Annotated in this window: 21 protein-coding genes and 1 pseudogene; 9 read left to right on the top strand and 13 right to left on the bottom strand. The window is 58.9% G+C overall.

Annotation, left to right across the window (positions count from 1 at the left end; genetic code table 11):
• Positions 1–4: 4 nt before the first annotated feature.
• The 9 genes from FBY21_RS08340 to FBY21_RS08305 all read right to left on the bottom strand — a co-directional run bounded on the left by FBY21_RS08340 (position 5) and on the right by FBY21_RS08305 (position 5,153).
• The gene (locus FBY21_RS08340; RefSeq protein WP_107328434.1) at positions 5–217 is read right to left on the bottom strand and encodes a hypothetical protein; all 213 of its coding nucleotides are present in this window, start codon (positions 215–217) and stop codon (positions 5–7) included.
• A 50-nt stretch (positions 218–267) separates the two neighbouring features.
• Positions 268–411 carry a hypothetical protein gene (locus FBY21_RS29385; protein ID WP_160158584.1) on the bottom strand — a complete coding sequence of 48 codons (144 nt, stop codon included), beginning with the start codon at positions 409–411 and terminating at the stop codon, positions 268–270.
• A gap of 52 nt (positions 412–463) precedes the next feature.
• Positions 464–3,202, bottom strand: a complete 2,739-nt coding sequence (locus FBY21_RS08335; protein WP_107328435.1) for a toprim domain-containing protein — start codon at positions 3,200–3,202, stop codon at positions 464–466.
• On the bottom strand, positions 3,199–3,444 hold the full coding sequence (locus FBY21_RS08330; protein WP_142010268.1) for a hypothetical protein: 246 nt from the start codon (positions 3,442–3,444) through the stop codon (positions 3,199–3,201). The genes FBY21_RS08335 and FBY21_RS08330 overlap by 4 nt, the downstream gene beginning before the upstream one ends.
• A gap of 66 nt (positions 3,445–3,510) precedes the next feature.
• Positions 3,511–3,861, bottom strand: a complete 351-nt coding sequence (locus FBY21_RS08325) for a hypothetical protein (protein ID WP_107328437.1) — start codon at positions 3,859–3,861, stop codon at positions 3,511–3,513.
• The gene (locus FBY21_RS08320; protein WP_142010264.1) at positions 3,858–4,136 is read right to left on the bottom strand and encodes an ogr/Delta-like zinc finger family protein; all 279 of its coding nucleotides are present in this window, start codon (positions 4,134–4,136) and stop codon (positions 3,858–3,860) included. Before FBY21_RS08320 ends, FBY21_RS08325 begins: the two co-directional genes overlap by 4 nt.
• Positions 4,137–4,138: 2 nt before the next feature.
• A complete protein-coding gene (locus FBY21_RS08315) occupies positions 4,139–4,330 on the bottom strand; it encodes a hypothetical protein (protein WP_107328439.1) in 192 nt (63 codons plus the stop codon).
• A 77-nt stretch (positions 4,331–4,407) separates the two neighbouring features.
• Positions 4,408–4,881, bottom strand: a complete 474-nt coding sequence (locus FBY21_RS08310; RefSeq protein ID WP_142010261.1) for a YmfL family putative regulatory protein — start codon at positions 4,879–4,881, stop codon at positions 4,408–4,410.
• A 35-nt stretch (positions 4,882–4,916) separates the two neighbouring features.
• Positions 4,917–5,153, bottom strand: a complete 237-nt coding sequence (locus tag FBY21_RS08305) for a hypothetical protein (protein ID WP_142010258.1) — start codon at positions 5,151–5,153, stop codon at positions 4,917–4,919.
• Positions 5,154–5,269: 116 nt separating this feature from the next.
• Here FBY21_RS08305 and FBY21_RS08300 point away from each other — a divergent pair, with 116 nt between their 5' ends.
• The 6 genes from FBY21_RS08300 to FBY21_RS08275 all read left to right on the top strand — a co-directional run bounded on the left by FBY21_RS08300 (position 5,270) and on the right by FBY21_RS08275 (position 9,316).
• Positions 5,270–5,659: a helix-turn-helix transcriptional regulator gene (locus FBY21_RS08300; RefSeq protein ID WP_142010255.1), complete on the top strand. Its 390-nt coding sequence runs from the start codon at positions 5,270–5,272 to the stop codon at positions 5,657–5,659.
• 38 nt (positions 5,660–5,697) lie between these two features.
• Positions 5,698–6,105 carry a hypothetical protein gene (locus FBY21_RS08295; protein ID WP_142010252.1) on the top strand — a complete coding sequence of 136 codons (408 nt, stop codon included), beginning with the start codon at positions 5,698–5,700 and terminating at the stop codon, positions 6,103–6,105.
• Between the two features lie 8 nt (positions 6,106–6,113).
• Positions 6,114–7,103 carry a hypothetical protein gene (locus tag FBY21_RS08290; protein ID WP_142010249.1) on the top strand — a complete coding sequence of 330 codons (990 nt, stop codon included), beginning with the start codon at positions 6,114–6,116 and terminating at the stop codon, positions 7,101–7,103.
• Positions 7,104–7,106: 3 nt separating this feature from the next.
• Entirely contained in the window at positions 7,107–7,673 is a 567-nt protein-coding gene (locus FBY21_RS08285; protein ID WP_142010245.1) for a hypothetical protein, read from the top strand.
• A gap of 158 nt (positions 7,674–7,831) precedes the next feature.
• Positions 7,832–8,053 carry a carbon storage regulator gene (locus FBY21_RS08280; protein ID WP_142010243.1) on the top strand — a complete coding sequence of 74 codons (222 nt, stop codon included), beginning with the start codon at positions 7,832–7,834 and terminating at the stop codon, positions 8,051–8,053.
• Between the two features lie 210 nt (positions 8,054–8,263).
• Entirely contained in the window at positions 8,264–9,316 is a 1,053-nt protein-coding gene (locus tag FBY21_RS08275; protein ID WP_142010240.1) for a hypothetical protein, read from the top strand.
• On the opposite strand, the gene FBY21_RS08270 is transcribed toward FBY21_RS08275, so the two are convergent.
• Complete coding sequence (locus FBY21_RS08270) at positions 9,313–9,795, bottom strand: hypothetical protein (RefSeq protein ID WP_142010236.1); 483 nt, start codon at positions 9,793–9,795, stop codon at positions 9,313–9,315. The two genes, FBY21_RS08275 and FBY21_RS08270, sit on opposite strands and share 4 nt — an antisense overlap.
• A 159-nt stretch (positions 9,796–9,954) precedes the next feature.
• Between FBY21_RS08270 and FBY21_RS08265 the strand changes: the two genes are divergently transcribed.
• Both FBY21_RS08265 and umuC read left to right on the top strand, forming a co-directional pair.
• Entirely contained in the window at positions 9,955–10,386 is a 432-nt protein-coding gene (locus FBY21_RS08265; RefSeq protein WP_142010233.1) for a LexA family protein, read from the top strand.
• A 1-nt stretch (position 10,387) separates the two neighbouring features.
• Entirely contained in the window at positions 10,388–11,650 is a 1,263-nt protein-coding gene (gene umuC / locus FBY21_RS08260; RefSeq protein ID WP_142010229.1) for a translesion error-prone DNA polymerase V subunit UmuC, read from the top strand.
• Here umuC and FBY21_RS08255 read toward each other — a convergent pair.
• The 3 genes and pseudogenes from FBY21_RS08255 to FBY21_RS08245 all read right to left on the bottom strand — a co-directional run bounded on the left by FBY21_RS08255 (position 11,634) and on the right by FBY21_RS08245 (position 12,787).
• Positions 11,634–12,308 (bottom strand): hypothetical protein, encoded by a 675-nt coding sequence (locus tag FBY21_RS08255; protein ID WP_142010226.1) that lies wholly within the window; start codon positions 12,306–12,308, stop codon positions 11,634–11,636. The genes umuC and FBY21_RS08255 overlap by 17 nt on opposite strands.
• A gap of 42 nt (positions 12,309–12,350) precedes the next feature.
• A pseudogene (locus FBY21_RS29900) lies at positions 12,351–12,533 on the bottom strand (phage late control D family protein); the annotation flags it as partial.
• Positions 12,534–12,553: 20 nt separating this feature from the next.
• Positions 12,554–12,787 carry a hypothetical protein gene (locus FBY21_RS08245; protein ID WP_142010223.1) on the bottom strand — a complete coding sequence of 78 codons (234 nt, stop codon included), beginning with the start codon at positions 12,785–12,787 and terminating at the stop codon, positions 12,554–12,556.
• Positions 12,788–12,953: 166 nt separating this feature from the next.
• On the opposite strand from FBY21_RS08245, the gene FBY21_RS08240 reads away from it, so the two are divergent.
• On the top strand, positions 12,954–14,093 hold the full coding sequence (locus FBY21_RS08240) for a hypothetical protein (protein WP_142010219.1): 1,140 nt from the start codon (positions 12,954–12,956) through the stop codon (positions 14,091–14,093).
• The last annotated feature ends 41 nt before the right edge of the window (positions 14,094–14,134 follow it).

Here is a 14,134-nt window from a genome sequence, read left to right as displayed (position 1 = left end):
GCGGTCAGCCGAGGCGGACTTTCGTCTCCCCGTCGAACACGAACAGATCGACATCCTCCATCCGGTACCGGCCGCCGTAGCCGCCCTTCACCGTGTAGCCGTCCTTGTCCGGAGCGATCCGCACCTTGAACGGATAGCCGTAGCCCTGGCTGCGGCACCACTCGGCCTGGTAGGCGTACTTGCTGGTGGGTTTGATCTCTGCATAGAGCTGCTGCATCGCGGGTCTCCTCAAGCGCGCCCAGGCGTTGCCGCGCCCGGGCGGTCCGGTCAGGGCATCAGCGCCAGCAGCACGCCCGGCGCCTGGTAGGCGATGAAACCCATGGCGAACAGCGCAACCGCGCTGCTGCCCAGGGTGTAGATCCACTCCGCACGGCTGTGCTGGCGTTCCTGTTGGTTATCGTGGGTTTGCATGGTGCTTCTCCTTGGGGTTGATGCCAGAGCGTTGCCGCGCCCTGGCGGGGGATCAGGCCTGGTCCTTGAACGTCCAGCACTTCACCGTCGTGCAGCGCTGGTTGCAGGCGTTGTTGCGGCTGTTGAAGGCCGCGCGCACCGCACTGTCCACGGCCTTGTTCTTGTCGATCAGCGGGCGGGACCGGCTGTTGACCAGCAGCGCGCGCAGCGTCGCCGCATCGGCCAGCTTCTGCTTGTGCTCCGCGGCCCGCTCGCAGAACTCGTTGAGGTTGATGGCGATCACCCCGGGCTTCTTGCTGTGGTTCACCAGCGGCTCGTCGTAGAGCGACTCCAGGTACTCGTACACCTCCCAGAACTCCGCCACCTCCTGCGGGTCCGCGTTCACCGCGTACTGGCGGCCCACCGCCATCGCCGTCAGCTCGCGCAGCACCGCCTCGTGCTGGCGGTCACTCAGCGGCACCACCTCCCGCATCGCATCGGTCAGCGCCATCAGTTGCGCGTGGTTCTTGATGATCCGCTCGATGCGGATCTCCTTCAGGCCCCGCAGCGCCTGCTCGTGCGCCTTCACCCGCTCGCGGAACACCTGCAGCACCTTCTGCTCCGCCCGCACCGCCATCAGCAGAAAGTGGCTCACCTCCATCGCCTGCAGGTGGTTGAGGTTGTCCGCCGCCGCCCGGCTCGCGCTGGTCACCTCCGGCCGCACGAAGTGCAAGCGCACGATCCGCGTCAGAATCGCCTCAGAGGCCTGCACCGTCGCGTTCTGGCTGATCACCAGCGCCCCACGGAAGGGCGGCTCATGGGTCTCGTTGCCGGCGGTCTTCACCCCCGTCACCCCCAGGCTGCCGCCGTTGAACATCGGCTTGAACTCGTCCCAGTCGAAAGCCTTGGCCGCATTGCCCGCACTGTCGCTGCGGTCGGCCTCCAGCATCACCAGTGGCATCCCCGACACCTGGCTGAGCCAGCGGCGCAAGCCCGCCTTGGACATCTTCGACGGATCCTTGCCTTCCTCATCCGGCCGGCCCAGCAGCTTCCAGAGGAACATCAGCAACGTCGACTTGCCCGCCCCGGCCTCGCCCGTCACCTCCAGGAACGGGAAGGACTGGAACTCCGCGCGGATCTGCTCCGCAAACAGCGAACCGAACCAGAACGCCAGCGCGATCAGCCCCTGGGTGTTGAAGCACAGCCACAGCCAGTCCAGCCACTCCCGGCGGTAGCCCTCATCGGTGCGCGCGATCTCCAGCTTGATGGACTTCTGCAGCGACTTCAGGCGCAGCCCCTTGAACTCGAAGTAGTCCTCCGCGTTCGCCTGCTCCACCACCCCACCGCGCACCGCCAGGTCCCCGAACACATAGCAGCCGTGGTCCTTCGCATAGCCGATGAAATCGATGGTGCGCACCGTCTTCAGCCCGTACAGCTGCTCCTTCATGATCTTGTCCAGGTGCGCCCCGGTCCCCGTGAACACCGCCCCCGCCGCCATGCCCAGCAAGCGCTTCTTGAACTCACTGGCCGCCGCCACCTGGCCCCCCGTGAAGGTGTTGCGCACCGACGGCTCGTCGTGCGGGAAGTCCACCCGGAAGTAGTACCAGCTCTCGTCCGTGATCTCGTTGCGCTGGAAGTACAAAGCCTGCGGGTAGCAGTTGGCGATCTCCACCACACAGCCCGCCTGGCGCAGCGCCTTCTCGCGCTTCTGCTTGTGGTTCAGCACCTGCTCGTCCTGGTCCTCCGTATCCTCCAGCCCGCGCATCGCACTGTTGAACTTCTCGATGTCCAGCTTGAACCAGTACAGGCGGTTCTCATGGCCGAAGTGGAACTCCCCCTGCTCGCGCCAGTTGTACATCAGCAGCGCCTTCTCGCTGGCGTTCTCCGCCAGCAGCAGCGCCCCGTGGTAGCGGGCCGCCTTCAGGTCCCGGTCCATGGCCTCCGCACGTCGGGCCGGGTCATCGATGAACTGCCAGCGCTGGTGCAGATCGTTCCAGTCCGCCTTGCGCTCGCGCTGCGGGATCTGCGCCGCCTCACAAGGGAAGCCCAGCTCCCGGGCCATCGCCGCGTGCTTGCGCGTATAGCGGTGCGCACCGGGCTCGTTGTCCAGCGCCCACACCAGCCTCGGCAGCCGCTTGCCGGCCTCCGCACGGGCCTTGGCCAGCGCCTTGAGCGACTCGAAGGGGAAGTGCGCGCTGCTCATCGCCGACACCGCCGCAATCCCGTGGTGGAGCAGAGCGATGCAATCGAAGATGCCCTCCACCACCCACAGCTCGCCCGCCTCCAGCAGGTCCACACACGGCGGCACCCACCAATGGCCCCGGGGCGACTGCCCTGGCGCAAAGCGCGCCTTCATCTTGCCGAAGCGGTGCGGCCGGTCGATCAGCCGCTCCCAGTAGCCGCCGTGCTCGAGCGCGAAGCGCACCGTCGCACTGCCGATGCCCAGGTCCCGGTTGTAGTAGTTCTCCTGGGTGTACCAGCCCTTGATCAGCCCCAGGTCAAAGCCACGGGCGAACTGCAGATAGGCATCGGCCGAAGCGTGCGGCGCCAGCTCCGTCGCCGGGTGCTGCTTGCTGTAGTCATCGAACAAGTCCTCGAACAGCTCCTTCACATGCCACTGCTCACCGCACTTGCTCTCCCGGCCGCACTTGATGAACCACGGCTCGTCATGGCGGCTGTACAGCTCCTTTCTCCCGCAGGCCGGGCAGGTGCCCTTGCGCAGGTACTGCGTATTGCTCGCGCGAACCAGCCCGTAGGTGTGCTCCAGGCGGCGCAGCACCTCCAGGCGGATCTCTCTCGGCATCGACTTCATCGTGTGGCCTTGGCAGAGGCGCGCAGCGCAGCAATCAGCGCACCGATGGTGCGCTTGTTGCCGGCCAGCGCCGGGTAATCATCGAGGATGCGGCGCGCCCGCAGCGCCGCCGGCACCGAGCGGTAGCGGTCGTCGTACCAGTGCTCGTTGATGGCCCGGTTCAACTCCGCCCGCAGGCTCTTCAGCAGCGCCTCGGCCCAGGTCCGGGGCAGGTCCAGGTGGATCGCAACCGGCTTGTACATGGCATGACCCTCGAATTGCGGATGCAACAACCCCAAACCCGCAGCGCGGGCTGGGCGTGTCAGTGATCAGGGAGTGGTGAAGCGCGCGAGAAAGGCAGAGGGCAGAATGCGCCGCTGCACGAAGATCTTCTGGCCGTTGCGGCAATCGATCAGGCAGATCGCATCCCGGTCCGGCGCCGCCGACAGGTCCACCTCCACCCGGTTCGCCTCCCGCAGCCGGGCAAAGGCCCGCTCCACCAGGCGCTGGGCCAGAAACAGCGGCACCTCCAGCGCCAGGGTCAGGTGCAGCGTCGCCCGCTGCAGCAGCTGCTCGTCGCCCAGGTGCTCATCGGCATGGCGCCGCAGATAGGCCAGCGCCGCACGCAGCATCTGCTCCTGGTAGTCCTGAGTGTCCACATCGTGGGGCAGGGCGCTCATCGGGGTACCTCCAGCAGGTCCAGTTGCTTGTCGCCCGCCTGGCGCATCGCCTCCCGCCGCAGCGCCACCGGAGCCACCGGCAACCGCACGGACGGGTTGGGCATGCCCGAGGGGCTCATCTCGTGGGTCATCTCGAATTCGGCCCGGGCCGACCAGCCGCAGGCCTCGTTGGTGCATTGCAGGTAGGCCACCCGCAGAAACACATGGGTCCCCTCACTGGTGCGGATGCGCATGCGGCCCTTGCAGTGCGGGCAAACCAGCTTGTAGGTGCTCATCGTTACAGGGGCTCCGCCACTTCCAGCGCAATGTTCAGCGGCACCAGCGCATCACCCAGCGCAAGGCGGATCTCGCTGCCGGCATCGCCCCCATCGACCTCCGCCACCACCTCCCTCAAGGTGTCCAGACGCTCCTGCGCGCGGTCCAGCAGGCGGATCAACTGTGCTCTGACGTCATCACTGAGGTGTGCCATGGGTGTTCTCCCGCAAATGGATGTGAAGGCTGGATCGGCCGCCACCAGGCGTGGCCGGCAACGTGCGCAGGGCCCGCTCATGGCTCACCCGCCTGCAGGTGCAGCGTGATCACCGCCCCTACCTCCGCATGCCGCGCCGCAATGTGCGCACGGTGCGCCGCGATGATCTGCGCAAGCTCCGACTCGGTAATGCGCCCGTCGTCCAGGGCCTTGGCGATGATCTGGTCTACCTTGCCCTCCGCCACATCCGTGGCCAGGGCACGGGCGTAGAGGTCGATGTTGTCCAGCTCCTCCGCCTCCGGCATCGACACGAACACACCGCCGTACAGCCGGCAGAGGTAGTCCGGCAGAAAGCGCGTCCCGGCAATCAGCTCGATCTGCCGCACCTGCTCGTCCGAGAGCGGCCGGTGCCCCGGGTTCTCGTACACCTGGTTGTCCAGCCGCTTCAGCTCCAGCCCCAGGTGCGCCGCCGCGCACTCGCGGCCCCCCGGGAAGGCCGCCACCGCACTCATCACCGCCTTGCGGCGGCTATCAAGAATCGCGTGCTTCATGTTCTCGTTTCCCCCAGCCAGGCCGACCGCTACGGTCAGCTCACCTTCGCAAAGGGATGCGCCAGCAAGCCCGGAATCAGCTCCGTCCCAAGTAGCTGGGAGAGGTCCCGCATGATGGAGAAGGCAATGCGCCCGTTCGGCAGGTCTGCCGACTCTGCCCAGCGCTCAACGGTCTGCGTCACCGTGCGCGGCTCATAGCCCTTGCTGAGCGCGAACTGGCGGAAGCTGAGGCCCTGCTCGATGAGCCGGGCGTGAATCTGTCGTTTGTTCATGGTCTGACAGCACTCGCTTGGATAAGATGTTCTCAATACGTGTAAGCCTATGTCCCAAATTGGGGCATGTCAACGGAGAGTTTCCAATTTTGGGAAATACAAGCGCGGCGAGCGTCATGGACCGTCTGCATGAGGTCTTTGGCGTTAAAAACGACAATCAGCTGGGCGATGCCCTCCAGGTCAACCGATCAACCCTGGGGAACTGGCGTAGCCGAGACTCGGTGCCTTACACAATTTGTGTAGATGTGGCGCTGGAGCGAGGCGTCAGCCTTGATTGGCTGCTGACGGGGGAGGGGAGCATGTACCGTGAGAACGGCGGTAATACCCCCGCTGAACCTGCTGATAGCCCAAGAGAGCGAGCAATGTTGGCTTTGTGGCGTGAACTGGACGAAGAAGCCCAGCGAGACATTCAGCGTCATGCCGAAGAGAAGAAGCGCCTGAACACGCTCGAACAACGCGTTGCGGAGCTTGAGGCCGTTGTCGTAGCTGGCAAAAGGCTGGCATAGTCTGTTCCTACTAGGAACAGCAACCAAGGACGGTTTTCATGCTTCCCCTGCGTTTCGTCTACCAAGACGCCAAAGGTGAATCACGCGATTGGATGTTGATTCGCCGGTTTGAGAACACTCGCTATATCCAGGGGCGAACGGTAACCGACAGCCCGCCCCGTACCTTCCGCAAGGATCGAATCCAGGCCTATCTCGAAGGCTACGATCACCTGCTTTTGGACCAAGCCCCACCGGCCCCGGGCCGGCCCTCAAAGCGCAACTCGACACCCGGCCTCCGATTCTTTCCCGGCTTCAAAGCGGCGGATTGTGCGTATCTGGCGGTTATGGCTATGGGGTATGGGTTTCGAGTTGTGACAGCGGTTACCAACCTGTTGACGCCCACTATTAGGCAAGCGAAGGCGTTGAACTATATGAAGCAACATGTTTTCACAGTAGTTGATAGTTGAGGTGATAAGTGCATCGTACTGCAACTTTCTATGATTTGAAGATCACCGCTAGGGGCGTTTCCCAAGCCAGTGAGAATGAAGCAAATTTCGAGACTGATCCGCTATCATTGAGGGAGATGTATGCGCTCATTGATCAACTATTTAAGGGCGGTGATCCGATTCTTAAGAAGGGGCGAAGCGAGAAATCGGCAAGGTATTACATTTCTGATCTTGAATTAAGAAATGATCGCCTGATCTTTCTTATCAATCGATGTGATCCGAACGCACCTGACGCTGTTTCCTCCGATCCGGAGAATAAAAGCCGAGTTGTCCACACCAAGCCGCCGGGACATGGCGGTGACTACTCAGCGCACGTGATTATCCCGCTTCAACCGACCAGAGGGGATAACTATTATCTGTGCGTGGTTGAAACGGTGTTTGGCTCTGGTCTCCATGCGAGCAGCATAAAAGACTACATGAGATTTATTTTTGCATATTGCCGAAAACATTTCCCAGAGCGGTTTTTAATTCCCAACATTAATGGTGCCCGCGATGCCGATGGGAACCCCTTGATGGTGCGGCATATCCACACTGTAGAGTTGCTTGGTCATCCCTCGTCGGAGTTTCAAGAAGAGCTTGAGACAGGCGTGCTGACAGGTATTGAACTACTAGACTTCACCGAGCGCGGAGCTGTCTGGGATGACAGGGGGGCCGTATTTGAGGATGCTAAATTCGTAAAATTGAGGCCTCAGCGCTCTCTTGCAGGAAGCCTTGCCGCTATGGTTCGTCAGGTCCGGAATAAAGCTGCGGAGCAACGTGAGTATGCTCAGATGCGTATTCGCTTCAAAAATGAAAAAGGTGAACCACGAGACGCTACTATTGATACCGATACTGGTAATCTTGTGGATATAAATAAATACATCAAGCGTCACATAATTCAGGCGCCATTGGTCAATGTTGCGAGTCTTAATCAAATTAACAATGGTATTATCAAGGAAATGCTAGAGCTTATGGAGTAGAACATGCTACTAGAGCAGTTATTGCGCCCCTTTGGGTATCTTGCTATCAGGCACCCATATAAATGGCGAATTGATTGGCTCTACCCTGTTGTATTAGCGCTCTTAACAGTTGCCTTGCTGGCGTGCTTGGGAAATTTGAATGATGTTGTAAAGGGTGGTGGTGTTATTTCTCTTGTGTTGGGTTTTGTTCAGTCGCTTCCCGGTTTTTATATTGCGGCTTTGGCCGCTATCGCTACTTTCGGGAAGTCTGATATTGACAGTGTCTTACCTGAGCCTACTCCAAGGATAAAAGTTAGATTTAGAGATACAGAGAATCTCATATCGCTAACGCGCCGCCGATTTCTTGCGATGCTTTTTTCGTTCCTTACGGCTGAGAGCATCGTGCTCATCATGATTTCAATATTTTCAGTTGGATATGGCACAAGCATCGTTTCGCTGAGCATTGGTACGATCGAAGTGGGCTTTTATGTGGGGTGGCTCTCCGTCTTCGTTTACTTCCTGTTGTTACACCAAATGATACTGGCGACTTTTTGGGGACTTTATTACCTAGGCTATAAGCTGCATGAATAGTCGGCGCTGTGCCATGGCGATGAGCTTCATCCTCCGTCATGGCACTTGTTTGGCAAGGGCCTTTTCCGGCGCAAGCCGAGCCGCCCTGTAGGACGCGACAAGGCAGTTAGGATGGGCCGTGGGCCTTAGATCGAGGCCGCCAAGGAAGGAGACACCCCATGCCCCACCTGATCGTCACGCGCGGCGAAGGCCAGCGCCTCTACCTCCACGTTCACCCCGACGCCGACCCGGCCACCATCGTGGCGCAGCTGCAGAGCGAAGGCATCGTGATCGAGGTGCACAGCACCACCTCCCGCACCACCCGCCTCGGCATCCGCGCACCTGCTGATGTCAGCATCATCCGGGAGGAGTGGCTGTGCAGGGATGATCCCCGCCGCTGAGCCGCCTGAAACCCTCTACAGACGCCGGCTACAAGTCGGCGTTTGTGTCCTTGGAGAGGATGGCGAATTGATGGCAATATCTTGCCGGTGGGTATTGGCCAAGGATGGTGGACCGCATTCCTTCTTTGCCTTTACGCGCGGGTCCAGTTCTGCGAGGCGCAGTCTTCTCGCAAGGGATTTTTACTTCACTGCAACTGAGAAGGGATGAGAATGAGCTCAGATGAAAATTTATTCGATCTGTCTGGAGATTGGGCTGCCAAAACAATACCTAGTGATGGACTTTTGGGTGGAGCATTAATTTTACTTAAAAGGCTGGTTTCTCGTTTTCCTTCATCCAGTTTTCCAAAGTCCTTTTCTAATCACTGGTTGTATGAGTTGAGAAGGATTTTGAGTATTTTGAATAATGGCGAGAGTGTCAAAGATGAAGATGCAGCACAGCTTTACTGTTGTGTGTATCTTTTGGTTTCTAGCTTTGAATTTGAAAATGAAGAAACAGGCTTATTTGATAGTCGTTTTGTTGAGATGAGAGAAAGTTTGCCTGCAGGTTACGTAAAGATTTTGCTGCAAGCGGAGATGGTGCTCGTATCCAATGTTCTTAATGGTATAAAAGCTTCGAGTGATTTTGACTGTCTAAGTCGGTATATTGCAGGAATTGATAAGGTTGATGCGCGACTCAAGGAGATCGAGGGTGCAGAAGCGCGCACTTTGGAGCTGAGTAAGCAGTTGGATAAACAAGAGATCGCTTTTAATTTTGTCGGGCTTTATAAAGGCTTTCACAGTCTTTGGGTCCAAAAAAGAAGAGAGCTCTGCTGGCAGAAGGCTTGGCTTATTACCCTTGGCTGTTGCGTTGTCGCGCCACTCGTCATCAAACTGATCTACACGCTTGTCGTACTCGGCGGTGAAAAAACCAACGGGGCAATTGACATGCTCAGTGAGCAGAATATTACGCTTCTGGTTACCTTGGGCGCCCTTGAGTTGGTCCTGATTTACTTCTTCCGGATCATGTTGCATAGCGTTAACTCCACTAAGGCCCAGCTGTTACAGATTGACCTTAGACGCACGCTATGCCGGTTCATCCAGAAGTATTCGAAGTGTTCCAAAGACATGAAGGACGGTAATCCCAACGCTCTCGAAAAATTCGAAACACTGATTTTCAGTGGTTTGGTGATGCAAGACGACAAACTGCCTTCGACGTTCGATGGACTTGAGCCTATCCAGAAAATCTTCGCGGGCCGGGCTGGGAAGGCCGGCGGTCCGGGCTAGTCATCCCCCACCAACACCGCCTCCCCGGCATCCACCTCGCACCCGGCCGACCCCTTCCAGTTCAGCTTCCCGCTGCGGTCGGCCGGGTACAGGGCGAGGGTCCATTCGCTGCAGTCCTCCTTCCCGGGCCCGGCCTTGGCCTCCAGGCGCTGGGCCGTCCATTTGCTGATGGTGAACAGGTGGGCCTGGGCTTCCACGTCCTGGCCTTCGTTGTGGTTCAGCACCAGGGCGGTGGCGCTGATGCACTGGCCCTGGGCCTTGTAGCAGCGGATCTCCACCGCGCGCACGTCGTAGGGGCTGTCGCCCTTCACCAGCTCCCAGGCGCCCCACACCCTCAGCTCGCCGTCCTGCTCCTGGAACTGCAGCGGCGGCCGGGTGATCGGCTGCGTGCGAGCGGGGCGCTCGGTGAGGGCGAGGGTGGCGTAGGTAGCCGCCAGGGCGGCGGCAAGGGCGAGGCAGGCGGTACGCAGGGCGTGCATGGAGTCCTTTCCTGTGCGGGGTAGAGGGCTGGGAGGCTAGTGCGGAGGAGGGTGCCAGGCAACGCCGTGGTCGGCGAAGGTGGCGTTTGTCTGGTCAAGTTGCGAGCTTTCCTACAGCCTGCTATCTGTATATCTATCCAGTATTATCGGAATGCCCCCATGCCCCTGACCTTGCTTGGCCGCTACAAAAGCGGCCACGTGCGCTTGCCCCTGTTCTCCTGCCTGGTGTCAGCCGGCTTCCCCTCGCCGGCGGATGACCACATCGAGGCCGAGCTGGACGTGCTCGATCTGTTCGTGCGTCACCCCGCGGCGACGTTCTACCTGCGCGTAGGCGGCGACAGCATGACCGGCGCCGGCATCTACCGGGGCGATACCCTGGTGGTGGACCGCTCCCTCACCCCGCGCCCGGGCCAGGTGGTGGTGGCCATCGTGCGCGGCGACTTCACCTGCAAGCGCCTGGAGCTGGAGAACGGCCTGCCCGTGCTGCGCTCGGCCAACCCCGCCTACCCGGACATCCGCCTCGCCGCCGAGGACGAGCTGGAGGTGTTCGGCGTGGTCACCCACAACATCCACGCCCTCGCCAGCGCCTGACATGCCCCGCGTCTTCGCCCTGGTGGACTGCAACAACTTCTACGTCAGTTGCGAGCGGCTGTTCCGCCCCGATCTGCGCGGCCTGCCGGTGGTGGTGCTGTCCAACAACGACGGCTGCGTGATCAGCCGCAGCAACGAGGCCAAGGCGCTGGGCATCGCCATGGGCGAGCCTTACTTCAAGCTGCGCGAGCGCATCGCCCTGCACGGCATTGAGGTGTTCAGCTCCAACTACGCCCTGTACGGCAACATCTCCGCGCGGGTGGTGCACGTGCTGCGCGGCCTGGCGCCGCGCGTGGAGGTGTACAGCATCGATGAGGCCTTCCTGGACCTCACCGGCCTCAACCAGCCCCTGGCCGCCTACGGCCGCCACATCAAGGCCGAGATGGCGCGCCTGGTGGGCATGCCTGTGGGCATCGGCATCTCCACCACCAAGACTCTCGCCAAGTTGGCCAACTGGGCCGCGAAGAGGCGGTCGCGCAGCGGCGTGGTGGTGGCCACCCGGCCGGAACAGCGCGAGGCCCTGCTGCGCGATGCGCCGGTGAGCGAGGTGTGGGGGGTGGGGCGCAAGTTGCTCGGGCACTTCGAGGCCATGGGCATCCGCACCGCCTGGGACCTGGCCCAGCAGGACGCCACGACGATGCGCAAGCTGTTCAGCGCGGTGGTGGAGAAAACCATCCGCGAGCTGCGCGGGGAGGCCTGCTACGCCCTGGACGACGGCCCCGAGCCGAAACAGATGATCGCTTGCAGCCGTTCGTTCTCCGAACGCCTCACCGCCCTGGTGCCGCTGCGCGAGGCGGTGGCCACCTACGCCAGCCGCGCCGGCGAGAAGCTGCGCAGCCAGGGCGACTACTGCCAGCGCCTGCAGGTGTACATCCGCACCGGCGTGTTCAACCCCACCGAACGCCAGTACGCACGCACCGCCAGCGTGCCGCTGCCGTACCCCACCCACGACACCCGCGACTTGGTGCGCGCCGCCCTGGCCGGGCTGGAGGCGATCTACCAGCCCGGCTACCGGTACCAGAAGGCGGGGGTGCTGCTGATGGACTTCGTGCGGCCCGGGCAGATCCAGGCCGACCTGTTCGCCCCCAGCCCCCGGCCGCGCAGCGCGGAGCTGATGGCAACGCTGGACCGGATCAACCAGCGCATGGGGCGCGGCACCGTGCGGCTAGCAGCGGTGCCCTACGAGGCGGGGTGGGCGATGAAACAGGCGCTCAAATCGCCGGGGTATGTGAGTCGGTGGGGGGAGATTAGAGAGGTGAACTAGAGTGTGAGTGGACTGTTTTTCGGATAACTTCCGCAAGGTGATCGCCAAAATCAGAAAGACGATTAGATAACTGAACAATGTAATCATAAAAATTTCCTTGAGCTTGGTAAATTATATCCAGCTCTTTGTCATCTTTCTGAGCGGTTTTTTGCAGGCTTCTAAGTGCCTTAATGTAGCGAGTTACTTCATATTGAAGCTCTTTCTGTATCCCAACAAAAAGATCCAGTGTTTGTGGTGGAATCCATATTTTCTTGGCTATTACTAAATTTCTATATTCCGTTAGGCTGTCAATTACGCCCTCGATTTCACTCTCTCTATTGTCGGACGCAAGAAAGTCCATCATTACTTGTTGAAGAGATACTAATTTTTCGTAGCAGGCAACAATGGCTTCGGTTGATTTTGACTCATAGTGGCTCAGCTTAATTTGGTAGGCAAGAGCTTCGCGGTTGAAATGATGGTTTATCTTTCCGCTCTTTTCTGTAAGCTGTTCGTGTTGTTCTAGTGTGTGCTTGAAGTTTTCTTTGATGGATTCGTATTCTGCTTTTTTTGTTGTCTTGGTAATGATGTATTGTGAAACTATTGCAATTGCTGCCGTAATTGCGATGGTGATTATTTGATTTGTGTCTCCACTTGTTAGCTGTGCTGCTACTTCGCTCATGACGCCGCTCCTTGGGTGATATTCGCATCATCTTACAAGTGCTTAGGCTGAAGTTGATAACGCTTGCTTCAGTTTTCCCCACTCCCTCTCCACCGCCCGCTTCGCATTCGCCTTGCTCGCATACAGGTGCCGCAGGCGCTTCGGCTTGCTCTGGTCGCCAGCGGTGACGCTGGCCTCCTTCCCCGTCTTCTTGTCCCGGTAGCAGGCGATCACGCCGCTTTGGTCCAGGGCGAATGTAGTCAGCCCTAGATCTCTTGCTGATCGAACTCCAAAGGCACGGAGACCTGCAGCTTCGTCTCCGGCGCCTTGTCCGCGTCGCCGTTCGGGCACTTGAGGGTCTTGAACAGGTAGCCCTTATCCGCATCCGGAATGGCGATGGCCAGGCGCTCGTAGCCGAGGGGGGCAAACCGGCTGCCCTCGGGCTGGTTTTTGGTGCACTGGCTGTCTTTCAGGTGGAGTGAGGCGAACACGATGTGCAAAGCTTGGACACTACCCACGAGATTTTTCGATAAAGCAGATGATCTTCCGCCGACGTTGAGTACCTAGGTATTTGTCGAGGACGGAACACTCAGCGTCAGGAGTGAGTTACAGTTCAGGCGCGCAGCCATGTACCTCGCTGTAGCTCTAACGCCAAAGGAATTGCACATGACCATGATTACAGGCTATCACTTGAAGAGAGGTGGCTTCCTTCAAGCTGACATTCTGCTCACCAGCCCCAATACTTGGATGAGCCCCTCTCAGATCCCGTCGTTTCAGTCCGACACTGAAGGCTCTACCCTAGCAGCTCACACCGTAGTCGGGCTTTGCCAAAAAATTTTGGTGGTGAACGATCACTTCGCTGTCGCTTTTGCCGGCGACGTTCCTGATATTCAGGACGCGATACGACAGCTTGATAAGCTCTTAGCGGAAGACTCTGAGCTGACAGGTAAGCGTTTTCTGAACGCCCTCGTTGCTGACGAGCGGCTCAAAAAAGCAAATCTTAAAGCTATCGCACTGAGTGTTGAGGACGATGAAATCCAGATCACAAGTTACTGTGCGGATTTTGGATGTTCCAACGAGCATTTCGAGCTGTACGTCGGTGGATCGGGAGCAGCTCATGCCATTGAGCACCATGAAAGTTACCTTCTGGCTGCATTTGATGTCCCTGAGGAGGACATCGTGGTGCATGGCACCTGTATGGCCCTTCATCAGTTCGCAAATCACCTAGTTGACGAATTTGAAAACAAGTTCGAGTCCGAGACTATTGCAAATCTGTTTGGAGGCGGGTTCGAGGTAGTAGCATATCACGGAGGCCAGTTTCACAAGATTTCAGATGTGGTTTACGCCTTTGCGGAGGCAAAGCTCGACTCCAAAGGCATACTTCAAATCGACTTCCCTCAGTTCCTGCTCAAGTCCACCTATGAGGGCGATGACCTAAAAATCCGAAGTTTGGAAATCCACTGCGACGAGGATGAAGAGGATTATGTGGCTCGAAATGATCGGACATTCACCATTGCTCCGGTCACTCGCTATCGTGATACCTATGTAGAAGAATGTTGTGATGACATCAATTTTTTGGGGGAGTTTCTCTGTTATCTGATCAGGGTTAATACGCCGTCCGGAGTCTTTACGACTCCATTCATTAGGAAGTACGACAAGCATATAGGTTTTTTGTGCAAAGCCTTCTGTGCCAGTGTGCATGAGGGCAATGTGCGGATCACCTATTCGGATACATTCAGGGAAGAGGTTGAAGCTCACGTACATGAATTCATGCGACAGCTAAGGCATTCTTTGGAAAGTGAATAACGACAAAGACCTTGTCAGCCAACTCGGTGAGTTCACGATAG

Source organism: Pseudomonas sp. SLBN-26 (assembly GCF_006715895.1).
In the GTDB taxonomy this organism is placed as follows: Bacteria; Pseudomonadota; Gammaproteobacteria; order Pseudomonadales; family Pseudomonadaceae; genus Metapseudomonas; species Metapseudomonas otitidis.
This window is presented reverse-complemented; position numbering and strand designations above follow the sequence as displayed.